Raw genomic sequence first — 17613 nt, 5'->3', positions numbered from 1 at the left:
TATTTTTTTTTGACAAAATTAAAGAGGCCATACACTTCAAACAATCGGAATTATTTATACTTTTACTTCGAAAATATTAAAGTATGGATATTCATCAGCTCAAAAGTTTTAAAACCATAGTGGAAAAAGGCAATTTTCAGGATGCAGCCAATGAACTTAATTACTCTCTGTCTGCCATCAGTTATCAGATTCAACAACTTGAAAATGAAGTAAAATTTCCTTTATTTGAAAAAATAGGCCGAAGAATGCTTCCTACCGAACAGTCTTTGAAACTCATTCCCCACATAAAAAAAATAGAAGAGGAAATAGAACAGATCAGACAGCTAAATTCAAAAGACAGAAAAGTAGAGGGAAGTCTTACCATCTCCGTTTCTGACAGCCTGCTGACTTATATCCTGCAACCCATACTTAAAGAATTCATTGAAACAGCTCCTGATGTAAAACTTAAATTAAAAGTGAGAAACTGCTATGAAGTTCAGAAAGAAATTATCCGGAATGATATTGATCTTGGGATTCACTATCAGGTACATGGCTATGATGAGCAGATCAAAGTCACGGAGGTCTCTACGTTCACAGTAGGCGTTATGGCGTCACCGTTATTTTCACAACAAGAAAGAAATTTCGACAAAAAAGATCAGATAAAATCATGTTCCGTAATCAATAATGACCCGAATGGTGTTTATCAGCAGTATTTTGAAGAATATCTTAAGAAAAAAAACATCCTCACCGGTCAAAATATTGAATTGTGGAGCATAGAAGCAATCAAAAAAAGTGTAATGAATAATCTGGGAATAGCCTGCCTGCCTCACTTTGTGGTAGAAGAAGAGATTAAAAAAGGAGAAATAACAGAACTTACTATTAAAGGGTTTCAGCGCACCATTACCATGATTACAGCCCATCATTCTAATAAATGGATCAGCCCCGCGATGGAACTCTTTTTAAATATTCTTAATGAACAAATGGTCTGTGAACCCTCTGTTAGCGTAGAAATTTAAAATAAAATTAATAACAGAGCCTTCTCAGGAAAAATTTAAGCCCTATATTTGCAGGGATGTTAAAATGGTTCTCCATAATATGTTCAATGTTGTATGTGCTGGCTACCACCAATGCGGGGGAAGTACTGAAGGTGCCTATGTTTGTAGAACATTTTATGGAATATGAAGGAAATCTTTCAGAATTCGTCATGGAACATTATGACAATCATAAAAAAGATGCTGACTGGGATCTGGATCAAAAACTACCATTTATCAATCCACCTATTGTATTGACTGTACATGCACAGCTTCCTGATTATACCTTTGAAATCAAAAAACCTAAGGAAATCAGAGTTCCACAGAAGAACAGCATCTATCAGGAAAAGGACTTCTCAAACCTTTACCTTTCCAATATTTTCCAGCCTCCACGGCTTTCTTAAATGATTTTAAAATTAAAAATGAATACTTTAAGTTTTACTTAAGGTTATCTATTCTTATTAGCTATCAATCAATCTTGTAGTACTATATTACTCTGCTTTATTTTTTTTAATAAAAGTACACTTATATTTTGAAAATCTATGATTTTTATTCTTTTGTGAACTTCTATTCAGTATTGTTCCAAACGTAAGCCATCTTAGTGACTTTTGTGGTTCATCTATACATTACAAGCCGTTTATAAAAGACTACAGATTATCTATTAATAATTTTTTCATGTTAAACAAAATTATTGAGTTTTCTGTAAAGAATAAACTCATCATTGCTCTGTTCACCATAGGCTTAGTTCTTTTCGGAGTATATGAAACTACCAAACTACCCATTGATGCTCAGCCTGACATTACCAATAATCAGGTACAGATTATCACTACCGCGCCGTCTTACGGAGCTGCAGATATTGAGCGTCTTGTAACATTCCCCATCGAGCAGGCAACCAGCAACATCAGCGGAATCACTGAACTCCGAAGCCTCTCCAGATTCGGGTTGTCATTAGTAACTGTCGTTTTTAATGATGATACTGATGTGTATTGGGCTCGTCAACAGGTTCAGGAGCGTTTACAGCTCGTTCAGGATAATATTCCAGCTGGGATTGGAAAACCTGAACTGGGACCTATTTCTACAGGACTGGGAGAGATCTTCCAATACGTGGTGAGAGCCAAGAAAGGCTATGAAAATGTGTATGACGAAACGGAACTGAGAACTATTCAGGATTGGGTAGTCAGACGACAATTACTGGGAACCAAAGGGGTTGCAGATGTCAGTAGTTTCGGAGGAAAGCTGAAACAGTATGAAATTGCTATTAATCCTAACAAACTACAGGCTTTCAACATCAATATCAACGATGTTTTTGCTTCGTTGGAAAATAATAACCAGAATACTGGTGGAGCTTATATCGAAAAGAAAGAAACAGTTCTTTTTATCCGTAGTGAAGGCCTTCTGGGGACAAAAGAAGATATAGGAAACATTCAGGTGGCTGAAACCAAAGAAGGGATTCCGGTTCACATTAAAGATGTAGCTTCTGTAAAAATCGGATATGCGACAAGGTATGGCGCCATGACCTATAATGATACTGGAGAAGTATCCGGAGCTATTGTATTGATGCTTAAAGGAGAAAATGCCAACGAGGTGATAGGTAACATTAAGCAAAGGCTAGAAAAAATTCAAGAGTCTTTACCGGAAGGGGTTGTTATTGAACCTTTCCTGGATCGTGCTAAAATGGTTAACAATACCATCAGTACAGTAAAAACCAACCTGATGGAAGGGGCTTTGATTGTAGTTTTCATCCTTGTTGTATTCCTTGGAAATTTCAGAGCAGGATTATTGGTGGCTTCAGTAATTCCTTTAGCGATGTTGTTTGCCATTATTATGATGAATATCTTCGGAGTTGGAGGTAACCTGATGAGTCTTGGAGCTTTAGACTTTGGACTTATTGTAGATGGAGCAGTTATCATTGTAGAGGCCGTTCTGCATCAACTGGCTCATAAAAAGCATTTTGGCAAGGACAATATGCTGAGCAAAAAAGAAATGGATGACCAGGTTTCCAGCTCTGCTACGAAAATGGTTAACAGTGCAGTCTTTGGACAGATCATTATCCTTATCGTATACCTTCCCATCTTTACTTTACAGGGAATTGAAGGGAAAATGTTCAAACCTATGGCACAAACAGTAGCTTTTGCGTTAATTGGAGCATTTATCCTTTCCCTTACCTATATTCCAATGATGAGTTCATTGGTATTAAGCCGAAAGAAAAAGGAAAAAGACAATATCTCTGACAGGGTAATGGCCAAAGTGGAAACAGGACATCAAAAGTTCCTGATGAAAGCTTTGAAATTCAGAAAAACAATTATTCTGGGTGTTCTTATTCTTTTTGCAGGAGCAGTTTTCACTTTATCAAAAATGGGCGGAGAATTTATTCCTTCTTTGGAAGAAGGAGATTTTGCCGTTGAAATGAGGATTCTTCAGGGAAGTAATATTAATGAGACCAAAAATGTAACCACACAGGCTTCCAGCATCTTATTAAAACAATTTCCAGAGATCCAGAAGATCGTTGTAAAGATCGGAAGTGCCGAGATCCCAACAGAACCCATGCCCATGGATGCCGGAGATATGATCATTGTTTTAAAACCTAAAAAAGAATGGACATCCGCAAAATCATTCCCCGAACTCTCTGAAAAGATGAGTAAGGCATTAAGCGTTATACCAGGATTAACAACCAGCTTCCAGTTTCCCGTACAAATGCGGTTTAACGAACTGATGACCGGTGCAAGGCAGGATATCGTCTGTAAAATCTACGGAGAAGACCTTGATAGCCTTACCACGTATGCCAAAAAGCTGGGAAGTATCATCAACACGGTAAAAGGTGCTCAGGATCTCTACATAGAACCTGTTGAAGGAGCTCCACAGGTAGTGATTGATTATAACCGTTCTGAATTATCCAGATACAATATTTCTGTGGCTGAGATCAACAGAGTAATTAATATGGCTTTTGCAGGACAAACGGCAGGTGCTTTATACGAAGGAGAGAAAAAATTTGGAATCGTTGTTCGTATGGATAATGATTATAAAAAAGATATTACCAGCATACAAAATCTATTGATTCCCACTGCTTCCGGAGAGCAAATCCCACTATCTCAACTGGCCAAAGTTGAACTTAAAGACAGCCCGAACCAGATCCAAAGAGAAGATACCAAAAGAAGGATTATTATAGGATTTAATGCAAAAGGAAGAGACGTTCAGACTGTTGTGGAGGAACTTCAGCAAAAAATAGGGAAGAATCTGAAATTCTCACCAGGATATACCATTGCTTACGGAGGAACATTTGAAAACCTAAACGAAGCCAAAGCAAGATTAGGGGTTGCCGTTCCTATCTCTTTGGTGATGATTTTCTTACTGTTATTCTTTGCTTTTGGTTCTGTAAAACATAGTTTATTAATCTACACAGCAATCCCATTATCAGCCATTGGAGGTGTGTATTTTCTTGCTTTAAGAGGAATGCCTTTCAGCATCAGTGCAGGAGTTGGATTCATTGCTCTGTTTGGAGTGGCCGTACTTAATGGAATTGTTTTGATATCAGAATTTAACCGATTGAAAAAGAACGGAATAACCAATACCAGCAGAATTGTATTGATGGGAACAAGAATCAGGCTTCGTCCGGTGCTGATGACTGCTTTTGTAGCTTCATTAGGGTTCCTTCCTATGGCCATCAGTAATGGAGCAGGAGCTGAAGTACAGAGACCATTAGCCACTGTTGTGATCGGCGGATTAATGCTTGCTACACTTTTAACCCTATTTGTTCTCCCCATTCTTTACGTCCTATTTGAACATATTAATAAAGATAAAATGAAATTCTCTAAAAAAATAAACTATAAAAAACTGTCTGTTTTCTTACTGCTGGTTTCTTTCGGAAGCTTTCAGGCTCAGGAAAACATCACCTTTGAACAGGCAATTGAAAAAGCATATCAACAAAACGGAACGCTTAAAAGCTCAAAATTAATCTCGGATTATCAAGAAAAATTAAAAGCCAGCTATCTGGATCTTCCTCAATTGGAAGTTACAGGAGCCTTCGGGCAGATTCAAGGGGAAGAAACGGATAATTCATTCGGGATTTCTCAAAGGTTCAGTTTTCCAACCGTTTATTCGAAGAGAAAACAGATGCTGGATGCGGAATGGACGGCAAGTGTTATCAATCAGAATCTAACCAAAACACAGCTTACCAAAGAAGTTACAGATGTTTTTTACAGAACTTTAGTGCTTCAGGAAAAGAAAAAAGTATTGGAATACATCAGTCAGTTGTACACCAATTTCGCTGATAAAGCTGGTTTAAGACTGAAAAAAGGAGAAGCCAATATTTTAGAGGAATCTACTGCTGAAATTCAGAAAGAACAAATCAAAGTACAATTAAATACGCTTGAAAATGATCTGAATATTGCAAAATTGCAGCTTCAGTTGCTTCTTCAGTCAGAAACAGCTTACCAGCCTATCGCGGATAAGCCTATTATGAACGTAGGACTTCAGGTTTCAGAGGAAATGGTAAAACAACACCCTGAACTTCAATACCTGCAGCAACAGATCAAAGTAGGAGAGGCTGAAGTACAGCTTGAAAAAAGCAGACTGCTTCCGGAACTTCTTATCGGTTACACTAATCAGAGCATGAAAAACATTAATAACAACCGTTTTAATTCAGTTCAGGTAGGAGTAGGAATTCCTTTGTTTACCAAGGGACAGCGAGCATTGGCAAAGGCAGCAGAAGCTAAAATTGCTATTTCTGAAAATCAATATCAAAGAAAAGAAATTGAACTTAAAAACAGATTAGGGCAACAGTTGAACAACTACATGAATCAACAGAGAATCATTGAAAATTACGAACAAAAACAGCTTCCAAAATCTGAAACGATCCTAAAAACAGCTCAAAAGCAGATGGATGTAGGAGAAATTGATTATCTGAACTGGGTAATATTGGTCAATCAGGCCGTAAAAACCAAGGCAGACTACATTGATAGTCTGGACAGGCTGAATCAGATCGGAGCAGAACTTAATTTCTTAATTTCAAAATAACAGCGTCATGCAATTCAAAATCATATCAATATACAGTCTGGCTTTAGTATTGGCTTTATCATCATGTTCAGGCAAGAAAGAAGAGGAAAAAACAGTCTACGAGAACACAAAATTTACAAAAGGTACTGAGAATACCGTTCATCTTACCAATCAGCAGATTCAGTCTGTAGGAATTACCACAACGTCTGTTCAGGACAGAAATATGGAAAAACTGGTGCGTCTGAATGGAAAAGCAGAGATTGCCCCATCTCATATCAGTTCTGTTTCAAGTATTATGGGCGGACATATCAAATCTATCAATGTGATTAATGGAAGTCACTTTAGCAAAGGTCAGGTATTGGCCGTGGTGGAAGATCCTCAGTTCATTCAGTTGCAGCAAGATTACTTGGTAACAAAAGCACAGCTTGAAGCCGCAAGACTGAATTTTAACCGACAGAAAGATCTTAATACAAGCAAGGCCAGCAGTGATAAAACCATGCAAACTGCTCAGGCAGATTATTCAACCTTAAATGCTACATTGAGAGGCCTTGAAGAAAAGTTACGAATCATCGGAATTAGTGCTAAAGGCTTAAATACAGGAAATATCAGAAGCCGAATTAATGTGTATGCACCATTTAGCGGGTTTGTAAGCAAGATTCTTGTGAATAACGGGCAATATATCAACCCGGCAGACACTTTATTTGAATTGATAAACCCGGCAGGACTACTTTTAGAGCTAAAGGTTTTTGAAAATGATGTGAATGACATAAAAGTAGGACAGGAAATTGTGGTGTACAACAATCAGAAGCCTGATGTGAAATCCAATGCTAAGATTGTAAGCGTAGTTCCAAGTATTGAAACAGGTGGTTCTGCAACAGCTATCGCTAAACTATCATTTATCAATTCAGAGTTTGTAAAAGGAATGTACATTAACGCTGAAGTGAACATCAGCAACCGATACACACAGGGACTTCCGAATGATGCAGTGGTTTCTTTTGAAAATAAGAACTATGTTTTCGAGGATCTTGGAAAATCAAAATATAAAATGATTCCTGTTGTAACCGGAATTTCAGATGATCAGTTTACAGAAATTTTGAAAGCAGATTTCCTGAAAGATAAAAAGATAGTACAGAAAGGGGCTTACAGTCTTCTGATGATGTTGAAAAATAAAGCGGAATAATCGCTTTCTAACAATAGATTTTAAAAAAGGTTTTGTTTACTAATGGTAGATGAAACCTTTTTTATTTCGTAGAATATACTCTCGCAGATTTTCTTAGGAATATTTAGATTTTTTTTATCGCCACAAATGCACGAATATTTTTTATTTATGCATAAAAACTATGTGCCTATGTGGTTTAAAAGAATAATTTTAACCACTTAGGCACATAGAATATTACACCAGAAAAATAGTTTCTAACGTATTTTGTCATTGACTACGTCGAAATAATATTCATCGATTAAAAGGAGATAATCTTCGGTTTCCCGACAACTTAAAAAAAACATGTAAAATGATTTTTAGCATATTTTCAATATTACAGATATTATTTAATGCATAATTAATTAAAAAAGCAATACTTTTAAGCAGTGAATTAGTTGAAAGAATTTTTAGTTGCATTAAGTAAAGAACTTTTATTGAAATATAATGACAACTAAACCGTTACACAATTTCCATATTCCCGTGATGGGATTGGCTTATACTATAGACAGCCCAATCCGCGTTGCACAATATGGAATTTCCTCTGTGATTTCCATCATTGATGATGAAATTCTGGAAAAAATGAAAAACTTTTACAACCAAAAGTTTAATCTTAATTATTCAGGAATCTCAACAAAAACAGAGGATTACAGAGCCAAAAGAATTACTGCATATCTGGACATGGTAGATGATATCGTGAATGAAAAATTCGAATCTTTCAAACAGGAAATCAGTAAGAATAAAGAAGCTTTGAAAGACTTTGTGGCGATGCTGCCTAATACTTCAGATCTGAAAAACAGCCTTCAAAACCTTATCACTCAAAAAGATAATTGGAGCGACAATATTAAAAACTTCATAGAAACCAACCTATTACCGGGAAGTATTGATGTCAATATCATGACAAAAGTTGATAAAGACAACTATAAAAAGAACGAGCAGCTTCCTGTCATGTACAATGATGCACATGCCTCACTCCGTGGTTTTGCCAACAGTAAATTATCTTCTTCTATGGTGCTTTCAGCAGGGATGAATCCTCGTTTGTACAGTTATATGGAGGAGTTTGATGATTTTTATCCCAATGAAAACGGACATCTGAAAAAGAAAATCATTCTTAAAGTAAGTGATTTCCGTTCTGCGATGATTCAAGGAAACTTTCTGGCGAAAAAAGGGTTGTGGGTATCGGAATATAGAATAGAATCCGGATTGAATTGTGGTGGTCATGCATTTGCGACAGAAGGAATGCTTTTAGGGCCTATTATGGAAGAATTCAGACAGAAGAAAAATGATCTGATACAATCTGCCCATACGCTAATGAACAATGCTTTAGAACAGAAGGGAAAACCTGTACTGTCTCAGCCCCTAGAAATGAAAATTACCGTACAGGGCGGGGTAGGAACCTCTGAAGAACATAATTTTTTGTTGAGCACCTACAGTGTAGACAGTGTAGGATGGGGATCACCATTTTTATTAGTTCCCGAAGCCACTTCCGTAGATACTGAAACAAGAAATTTACTATTAAAAGCTAAAGAAAAAGACTTCTATCTGAGCCAGATTTCTCCTTTGGGAGTGCCTTTCAATACCATAAAAGGAACCTCTAATGAGTTATTGAAGAACCAAAAAGAAGCCAAAGGAAAATATGGAAGTTCATGTCCAAAGAAACTGTTAGCATTAAGCAAAGAATATTCTCCTGAAGGAACTTGTACAGCTTCCAAAAAATATCAGGACATTAAACTGAATGAACTGTACACTCAAAAAGAAATACTTTCAGAAAAAGAGTTTGAGAAGAAAAAAGCTGAAATCACAGATAAAGCCTGCCTTTGTGTTGGGCTTGTCAATTCCGCTTATATGGAACAGGGAATGGAGATTAAAGGAGAAAAACAGGGCGTTGTGATCTGTCCGGGACCTAATATTGCATTTTTTGATAAAGAAGTTTCCCTCTCTGAAATGGTAAAACATATTTATGGTTCTACCAACATTTTGTCTGATAGCAGCCGTCCTAATATGTTTATTAACGAGCTGAAAATGTATGTTGATTATCTGAAGAAAGAAATAACAGACTCAACCCAGCAGATTACGCATTCGCAAACAAAAAAATGGAATGCTTTCAGAAAAAATATGCTGGAAGGAGTAGAGTATTACCACCAATTATTTAATACATCTTTATTCTTTAAACAGGGATTGCAAAGGATTAATCATCAGCTGCAGGAATATAAACAAATGCTTACTGCTATTGAAATTCCACAGGTTGAAAAATAATAAATACTCTCACAGATTTTGCTGATTACGCAGATGCTTTTATAATCGCCACCAATGCACGAATGATTTTTATGTATGCATAAAACCTATTATGCCTATGTGGTTTAATTTTTACCACATAGCCACATAGAGTATTGCGGCAGCTGTTATTGAAACGCCTCAGGTTGAAAAGTAATAAACGCTCTCGTAGATTTTGCTGATTACGCGGATGTTTTTTATAATCGCCACGAATGCACGAATGATTTTTATGTATGCATAAAACCTATTGTGCCTATGTGGTTTAATTTTTTTACCACATAGGCACATAGAATATTGCACCAGAAAACAACTTTTAGCATGTTTTGGTCAATGACAAACGGCATGCTAAATTTCAGTTATGTAAAAAAAAGTCTAATTCAAGTCATCATAGAAAGCATTCGTGCATTTGTGGCAAAAAAAAGTGTACTCTAGCTGAAAATCTTTGATTTTCTTGCGCCTTAAAAAAATACACAACATAGATTAAACTTGCGTCTTTGCGTTTAATTCAACAGTCATATTATAACTTTTGAATAAAGATGTTTTTTTAAAAAGCGTTAGAGAATAATCGAGGAACCATCGGCTTTTTCATTTATAATAACTATAGATCATATGGGTATTTTGAATGGTTCTACAGCACAATATTCCTTACCTTAGATCTCAGTTAGTAAAATTATTTTTATGAAAAAAAGAAAGATCAAGAACACTGATTTGGAAGTGGCTCCTATTAATTTCGGAGGAAATGTTTTTGGATGGACGCTGGATGAAAAACAGTCATTTGATATACTGGATCAGTTTACAGAAGCAGGATTCAATTTTATAGATACGGCAGACACCTATTCATGGTGGGTGAACGGAAAAGGTGGACAGTCTGAAGAGATCATCGGAAAGTGGATGAAAAGCCGCAATAACCGCCAAGATATTGTTCTGGCAACCAAAGTAGGTTCTGAAACAAAAGAACATGGCTATGATATCAGTAAAAAACATATTCTGAAATCAGTGGATGAATCCCTTCAAAGACTTCAGACCGATCATATCGATCTTTATTATACTCATTTTGACGATCATACAACTCCTGTAGAAGAAACGTTATCAGCGTATGATGAAATTATTAAAGCCGGGAAAGTACGTTATATTGCAGCATCCAATCTTTCTCCTGAACGTATAAAGGCATCTTTTGAAGCTTCTGAAAAGAATAATCTGCCTAAATATGTTGCCTTACAACCACATTATAATTTATTGGAAAGAGAAGGTTTTGAAAAAAACTATGCTCCTTTGGTAGAACAGTTTGATCTGAGTGTATTTCCATATTGGTCTCTGGCAGCAGGGTTCTTAACCGGAAAATACCGTGATGAAGCAGATTTGGCTAAAAGTGCAAGAGGAGAAGGCGTTAGAAAATATTTAAACCCGAAAGGTCTGGAAGTTTTAAAAGCTTTGGATCAGGTAAGTGAAAAACACCATAGCAATCAGGGAACAGTTGCTTTAGCTTGGTTATTATCCAATCCGTTGGTTACTGCTCCAATCGTGAGTGCAACGAGTTCTTCACAGCTTGAAACATTGTTCAATGCACCAAAACTTATTCTAGATCAGGAAGATATTGATTTACTTAATACAGTAAATCACTAATTTCAAACCTCATTATTAGATTAATAAATCCGTTCAGCACTAGACTGAACGGATTTATTTTTATCTCAAATTTCGCTTGAGCAAAACGTAATAAAGTCGTTTAAGTTTGTTTAGATTCCGTAGAATTTCAATTTATTATATTAATCCGAATAATCCTTCAACAACTGTCTATAACTCATCAGGATAGAAGACTTAGAAATAAATCCAATAAAACCATTATTTCCGTTCACAACAGGAAGATGCCACATGCCGGTATCATCAAAAGTTTGAAGGATATCCAATGGTTTATTTTCCGGATGAAGTACCGCTGGTGGCGCTTTCATAATCTGACCTACCGTTTGCAGCGGGTCAATTTCCTTGTTAAAAAGATAAGGTCTTATATCATCAAGCGTTAAAACTCCCTTTAATATTCTGGAATCATCCACTACTGCAAAAATGTTCTTATCTCCGTTTTTTACCAATTCGAAAAGATCTGTAATAGAAGCATTCTCCTGAATCGTCTGTGAATATTTATCAATAAAATCATCCGTTCTTAAAGCAAAAAGAAGGTTTTTATCATGTTTGTTGGTGAATATTTTCCCCTCATCTGCAAGAGACTTTAATTCCGGAGAAATCGGGGAGAACCATTTGGCAATAAGATAAGACATAATGGAAACAATCATCAGCGGAATAAACAAATCATATCCAAAACTTGATTCTGCAATCAGGAATATAGCCGTTAGTGGAGCATACATAACGCCACTCATCGCTCCAGCCATTCCTACCAGTACGAGATTTGTTACCGGAACATCTGTAAACCCGATATGCTGGCAAACCAAGGCAAATAAGTATCCTACAGTTCCACCTGCAAACAGGGAAGGAGCAAAATTCCCCCCATTTCCACCACTGAATATGGTAAATGAAGTAGCAAAAGCTTTTAATAATAAGACAAGAACTAAAAATATAATAATCGTCCAGTCTCCAATTTCAAAATACCTGAAAAAACTGTTTTCAATAATTGAATGGGTGTTCCCGTTGGTGAAAGCTTTTACCGTCTCATATCCCTCTCCGAATAAAGGAGGAAAAAGAACACAAAGTAAAGAAAGTACCGCTCCTCCAAACATTGCTTTACGCATTTTTGAAAGCTGAAGTCCTTTTATAAAATGCTCTACTTTTTGAGAAATAATAACAAAATATCTGGCATATAATCCTGTTACGACTCCTAAAATAAGGTAATAAGGTACATTTTTATAGTTAAAAGCTTCTCTGGTATAAAACCTGAAAAGAACATCTTCCTGAAGCAATATTCTGGACAACAAACTTCCGCAAACGGCTGCTACTACCAATGGAATAAAATCTGTAAAAACCACTCCGGTTAACAGAATTTCAAAAGCAAACATAATTCCGGCAATAGGAGCATTGAAAGCCGATGCAATTCCGGCAGTAGCTCCTGCAGCCAATAATAATGTACGTTCCTTATAATTAAGCCTGTATGTTTGTGCAAAATTAGATCCTATGGCTGCTCCGGTAACGGCAATAGGACTTTCTAATCCTGCAGACCCTCCCAATCCAACGGTAACCGCACTCTGGATCACCTGAGAATACATTTTAACAGAAGCCACAATACTAGAGTTTTGAGCAATTTCGTAGAGAATGGCACCAATCCCTTTTCTGTCCTGTCCTTTAAACAGCGTTAATACAATCAACGTAGTCAGGACAATTCCTAAAAATGGAAAGACAATATAGAATAGGATCTGATATTCGAAGTGAACTTTATTGGTAATGAAATAATGGATATTATGTACCAGCGTTTTTAGGATTACCCCAGCTAATCCTGCCGTACAACCTACAAGGATTCCGGAAAGCACAAGAAACTGATTCCGGCTGAGTCTATTGTTCAGCCAATGCAGAATAAGCTCATAACTGCGTGCTTTTTCCAGTCCGTATTTCTGGAAATCTCTTTTAAATTTTAGAAAGCTTAGGTACTTTTTTTTGTTGTGAATTTTCACCTGAGAAGAATTTTAATGCAGGTCTCAATTTGAAACAGCAGCGTAAATTTATGAAATATCTGATAAAAAACGCCCCAAAAGACCCTTTTTAAAAAAGTAATAGCAATATTCTTTATCTTTAATGTACTTAAATACCAGACTATAATCATCAATTATGACCACTAAATATTTATGTTTTTTTTAAACGTTCAAAATTTCTTCAAAATTTAATAATAGATTTATCGCATGAAAATTCTAATTGTTGAAGACGAATCAGAGCTTGCCAAAAGTATTTCCGAATATTTATCTGAGGAAAATTACCTGTGTGAAAATGCTGCCACTTTCAGTGAAGCCATGAATAAAATAGAGACGTTCGAATACGACTGCATTTTATTAGATATTATGCTTCCGGATGGAAATGGTCTTAAGATTCTGGAGGAACTAAAAAAACAGAACAAACAGGATGGTGTCATTATCATTTCGGCTAAAAATGCCCTGGATGATAAGATTGAAGGTCTGAAACTGGGAGCTGATGATTATCTTACCAAACCTTTTCACCTTTCTGAACTTATGGCAAGGGTGTATTCTATTATCCGCAGAAAACAGTTCAGCAGTTCCAATGTGGTAAAACAAAATGAGCTTCAGATTGATCTTCTGGCGAAAACTGTTGCTGTAAATAACGAATCTATTTTCCTCACCAAGAAAGAATTTGATCTACTGATTTACTTTATTGGAAACAAAAACAAAGTCATTTCTAAAAGCACACTGGCAGAACACCTTTCCGGAGATTTTGCAGATATGCTTGACAATCATGATTTTGTGTATGCCCATGTTAAAAACCTTAAAAAGAAACTGTATGATGCGGGCTGTGAACATTATCTTAAAACAGTCTATGGAACAGGGTATAAGTGGGAAGCTTAGATTAGGGATGCGAGTTACGAGGTCCGGGGTTCGGGTTTTAGAGGTAGTTCCTCAATAGGAACAGATTCTTTGCTTCGCTCGGAATGACAAAAATTAGAGGAAATTTCTCATTTTATTATTCAAACCTAAAATATGACATCCAGATAAATACTAAATTGCAAAGAATAAAGACAACCTCCATCTCAAAGTGCACTAACTTTAAACATTGAACGTTAAACCAAACAACCATTAATTTGAAGCCTCTTTTAAGCAAAACCACCAAGCCTTTTATCATCTACGTACTTATTGTCCTTGCAGTAAGCATTCCCGTCTATTATTTTGTAGTGGATACCATTTGGCAAAGCGAATTGGATGAGCATAATCAAATTGTTGTAGAGAAAACGGCTTATGAATTCAACCAGTTAAAGCTTTCTGATGCAGAACTGGAAAAAAGTCTTGAACTCTGGAATCACATCCAGCCTGAAACCAGCATTGAAAAAATTTCGGCAGATCATATCAAAGGAGATAGGATGTACACTACGGAAAAGCATCTTCCATTTATCTCTGAGCAAAAAAAAGAACGTTACAGAGCCCTTGAAAAAGTAATTTACATTCAGGATAAGCCTTATCTTTTTACGATACAAACCAATATTGAAGAATCTCACGAAACCATCGCAGTCATTGCAATGATTACAACATTTTTCTTCATCATGATTGTTATTGGGCTTTTATACTTAAACAGAAGACTTTCTAAATCGATCTGGAAACCCTTCCGGGATACCTTAGATCAATTGAAAACCTTCAATTTGAACAGTCAAAACAAAATTGTTTTCCCACCATCCGATATTTCAGAGTTTGAAGAACTCAATCAGTCACTCAGCAAACTGATCGATCGTAATATATCCGTTTATAAAACCCAAAAGGAATTTACGGAGAATGCTTCCCATGAATTACAGACACCATTAGCCATTATCAAAAATAAGCTGGACCTTTTATTACAGGATCAAAATCTTACTGAAAGGCAGTATCGAATTGCCGAAGATATCAATAAAGCACTCACCAGAAGTTCCAGAATCAATAAAAACCTCTTATTGCTTGCTAAAATAGATAATCATCAGTTTGATAATTCGGAGACCATTTCTTTCGATCAGATGCTTCATCAAAGTATTGATATTCTTGAGGAACATTTTGAGCAGAAGAATATTACAGTTGAGAAAAGTATCATGTCTGATATTAAGGTAAACGGCAACAGCAGCCTTACGGAAATCATGATTAATAATCTTATCATCAATGCAATCCGCCACACATCTCCTGAAGGTTCTATTTCCATACAATTATCTGATTCTGTTTTTGAAATCTCCAATTCCGGAACTCAACAGCTGGATGGAGAATTATTATTTAAAAGATTTTCAAAGCTATCTGCAGATAGTAATGGAAGCGGACTAGGATTATCCATCATACAGGAAATTTGCAAATTTCATCACTGGACAGTCAGCTATCAGTTTGAAAAAGGGCATCATATTTTTTCAGTAAGATTATAGTTTTCTTAACATCTAGAATCTGAAAATTCGAAATTAATTCTAAATCGGATGGCATCTTTGTACTGAAAATATTAAGTACTGAAGAGTAAATTTATTTAGAAATGATTTTAAAAATTGCCCTTTTATTCGCAGGAACCATCCTTGCATTCTGGATCAGCGCTATTTGTGGAGGCGGTGCAAGTCTTATTTTGATTCCGATCCTGAATCTTTTGCTTCCTACATCATTGGTTCCGTTTTCTTTAACGATCGGAACCTTTACAAGTTCAGCCTCTCGTATTGCAGTATTCAAACAGCATATCAACTGGAAAATCTTCTTATGGTTTGTACCGTTTTCGATTCCTGCTGTATTGTTGGGTGCTTATCTGATTAAATATGTTAATCCAAATTATCTGCAATTGATGGTCGCTTTCTTTCTGATAGCCAACCTTCCGCAGCTTTTTACTTCCAAAAATAAGCCTGAAGAAAAGGAAAAAGAATATCCAAAATCAGCATTGGCACTTATCGGATTTTCTGCCGGTTTTATTTCAGGAATTACCGGTGCTGTAGGTCTTCTTTTTAACCGTTTCTATCTGAAATTCGGACTTAAAAAAGAAGAAATTGTAGCAACCCGTGCTGCCAATGAGGTATTTCTTCATCTTATTAAGCTTATCATTTATATTTCGTTAGGACTATATTCCAACACTGCTCTTTGGCTGGGAATTGCCATTGCAGCAGCGGCTATAGTCTCTTCTTACACCGTGAAATATATTCTGCCGCATCTAAGTGAAAACCTGTTTAAAAAGATAGGGTATGGCGCTATGGTTATTTCCGGAATCACTTTAATGACAAGTACTTCAGGAAAAATCATTCAGCAGGATCAGATTGTCATCAACTCTTCATGTACAGCTCATAAAAAGGTATATACCATGCTTTGGAGAGACACTCGTATGGTATTGGAATACAAAGCTAAAGAAGGAATAGAAATAGAAAAGAGTATGCAGCCCGAAGAACTATCCGGACATCTGAAAGAAAAGTACCATACCCTCATGGAACATTACGATGAAGTTCGTATTGAAAAAGTATATGTTTTAGGAAAAAAGACATCTCATGAGTTTTATTGTTATAAAGACAATGTGCTTACCAAATTTAAAGCTTAATAATGTAAGATTGGAAAACGCTAAGGCTCAAGGATTTTATCTTCGATAAATATTTTCTCGCAGATTATGCTGATTACGCAGATTAATCGCCACGAATGCACTAATAAAATCATTCGTGCATTCGTGGCAAAAAAATAAGGTGGCTTTATATCGAAACATTACCACTTACCCTTCGAGTATTTTAACCCAATAAAAAAATAAATAAAATGAGAACGGCAAACAAAGTAGCAGCAGTCACTGTACTTTTCTGGCTCATGAAAATTGTAGCCACTACATTAGGAGAAACCTTAGGGGATTTTATTTCTATGACCCTGAATTTGGGCTATACCAAAGGTATTCTCATTACCTTATTCTTTTTCATCCTTATATTATCCATACAGCTTGGCGTTAAAAAATACATTCCAGCCGTCTATTGGATGGTTATTATCGGGACCACAACTCTTGGTACGGAGATCTCTGACTTTATAGACAGAACATTGAAAGCAGGATATTTAATAGGGAGTCTGATTCTTCTTTTCGGACTTTTGACATCCTTATTTCTATGGTACAAAAAGTATGGTAACCTTGAGGTTTACCCAATCATGGAGCGAAATAAAGAATTCTATTATTGGACTGCGATTTTATTTTCCAACAGCTTAGGGACTGCCTTTGGGGATTTTCTGAGTGATAATCTGGGATTAGGATATATGACCGGAGCTCTCATTACCGGACTTATTATTCTTGTGGTGGTTATGCTTCATTATTTTACAAAGATCAATCATGTTGTATTGTTCTGGATTGCATTTGTATTTACCAGACCGTTTGGAGCTACGTTCGGGGATCTTTTAACCAAGCCTCTTGCAAAGGGTGGTCTTGATCTGGGAACAATCAACGCTTCTCTCGTATCTCTGGCCTTAATGGTCTTCATGGTTATTATTTCACAGAAAAGACATCATAAAGAACTGTCCTGACCATTTTTAGTTTGAAAACATTTTA

11 protein-coding genes are annotated in these 17613 nt (G+C 36.2%); 10 read left to right on the top strand and 1 reads right to left on the bottom strand.

The annotated features are described in order from the left end of the window. The first annotated feature begins 83 nt into the window (after window positions 1–83). The 6 genes from BLS98_RS11830 to BLS98_RS11805 all read left to right on the top strand — a co-directional run bounded on the left by BLS98_RS11830 (window position 84) and on the right by BLS98_RS11805 (window position 11094). Entirely contained in the window at window positions 84–995 is a 912-nt protein-coding gene (locus BLS98_RS11830; RefSeq protein ID WP_089736707.1) for a LysR family transcriptional regulator, read from the top strand. 86 nt (window positions 996–1081) lie between these two features. Continuing rightward, window positions 1082–1414: a hypothetical protein gene (locus BLS98_RS11825; RefSeq protein ID WP_089736706.1), complete on the top strand. Its 333-nt coding sequence runs from the start codon at window positions 1082–1084 to the stop codon at window positions 1412–1414. A 271-nt stretch (window positions 1415–1685) separates the two neighbouring features. Beyond that, on the top strand, window positions 1686–6023 hold the full coding sequence (locus BLS98_RS11820) for a CusA/CzcA family heavy metal efflux RND transporter (RefSeq protein WP_089736705.1): 4338 nt from the start codon (window positions 1686–1688) through the stop codon (window positions 6021–6023). Between the two features lie 7 nt (window positions 6024–6030). Beyond that, entirely contained in the window at window positions 6031–7182 is a 1152-nt protein-coding gene (locus BLS98_RS11815) for an efflux RND transporter periplasmic adaptor subunit (protein ID WP_089736704.1), read from the top strand. Between the two features lie 462 nt (window positions 7183–7644). After that, a complete protein-coding gene (locus BLS98_RS11810; protein WP_089736703.1) occupies window positions 7645–9453 on the top strand; it encodes a hypothetical protein in 1809 nt (602 codons plus the stop codon). A 696-nt stretch (window positions 9454–10149) separates the two neighbouring features. Then, window positions 10150–11094 (top strand): aldo/keto reductase, encoded by a 945-nt coding sequence (locus tag BLS98_RS11805; RefSeq protein WP_089736702.1) that lies wholly within the window; start codon window positions 10150–10152, stop codon window positions 11092–11094. Window positions 11095–11234: 140 nt separating this feature from the next. Here the strand turns inward: BLS98_RS11805 and BLS98_RS11800 are convergent, their stop codons facing one another. After that, the gene (locus BLS98_RS11800) at window positions 11235–13082 is read right to left on the bottom strand and encodes a chloride channel protein (RefSeq protein ID WP_089736701.1); all 1848 of its coding nucleotides are present in this window, start codon (window positions 13080–13082) and stop codon (window positions 11235–11237) included. A 225-nt stretch (window positions 13083–13307) separates the two neighbouring features. Between BLS98_RS11800 and BLS98_RS11795 the strand changes: the two genes are divergently transcribed. The 4 genes from BLS98_RS11795 to BLS98_RS11780 all read left to right on the top strand — a co-directional run bounded on the left by BLS98_RS11795 (window position 13308) and on the right by BLS98_RS11780 (window position 17588). Further along, window positions 13308–13982 (top strand): response regulator transcription factor, encoded by a 675-nt coding sequence (locus tag BLS98_RS11795; RefSeq protein ID WP_089736700.1) that lies wholly within the window; start codon window positions 13308–13310, stop codon window positions 13980–13982. A 233-nt stretch (window positions 13983–14215) separates the two neighbouring features. Continuing rightward, window positions 14216–15502, top strand: coding sequence for a sensor histidine kinase (locus BLS98_RS11790; RefSeq protein ID WP_089736698.1), 1287 nt, complete (start codon window positions 14216–14218; stop codon window positions 15500–15502). 101 nt (window positions 15503–15603) lie between these two features. Next, window positions 15604–16638: a sulfite exporter TauE/SafE family protein gene (locus BLS98_RS11785; protein WP_089736696.1), complete on the top strand. Its 1035-nt coding sequence runs from the start codon at window positions 15604–15606 to the stop codon at window positions 16636–16638. 206 nt (window positions 16639–16844) lie between these two features. Continuing rightward, window positions 16845–17588: a COG4705 family protein gene (locus tag BLS98_RS11780; RefSeq protein ID WP_089736694.1), complete on the top strand. Its 744-nt coding sequence runs from the start codon at window positions 16845–16847 to the stop codon at window positions 17586–17588. The last annotated feature ends 25 nt before the right edge of the window (window positions 17589–17613 follow it).

Source organism: Chryseobacterium jejuense (genome assembly GCF_900100075.1).
GTDB lineage: Bacteria > Bacteroidota > Bacteroidia > Flavobacteriales > Weeksellaceae > Chryseobacterium > Chryseobacterium jejuense.
This window is presented reverse-complemented; position numbering and strand designations above follow the sequence as displayed.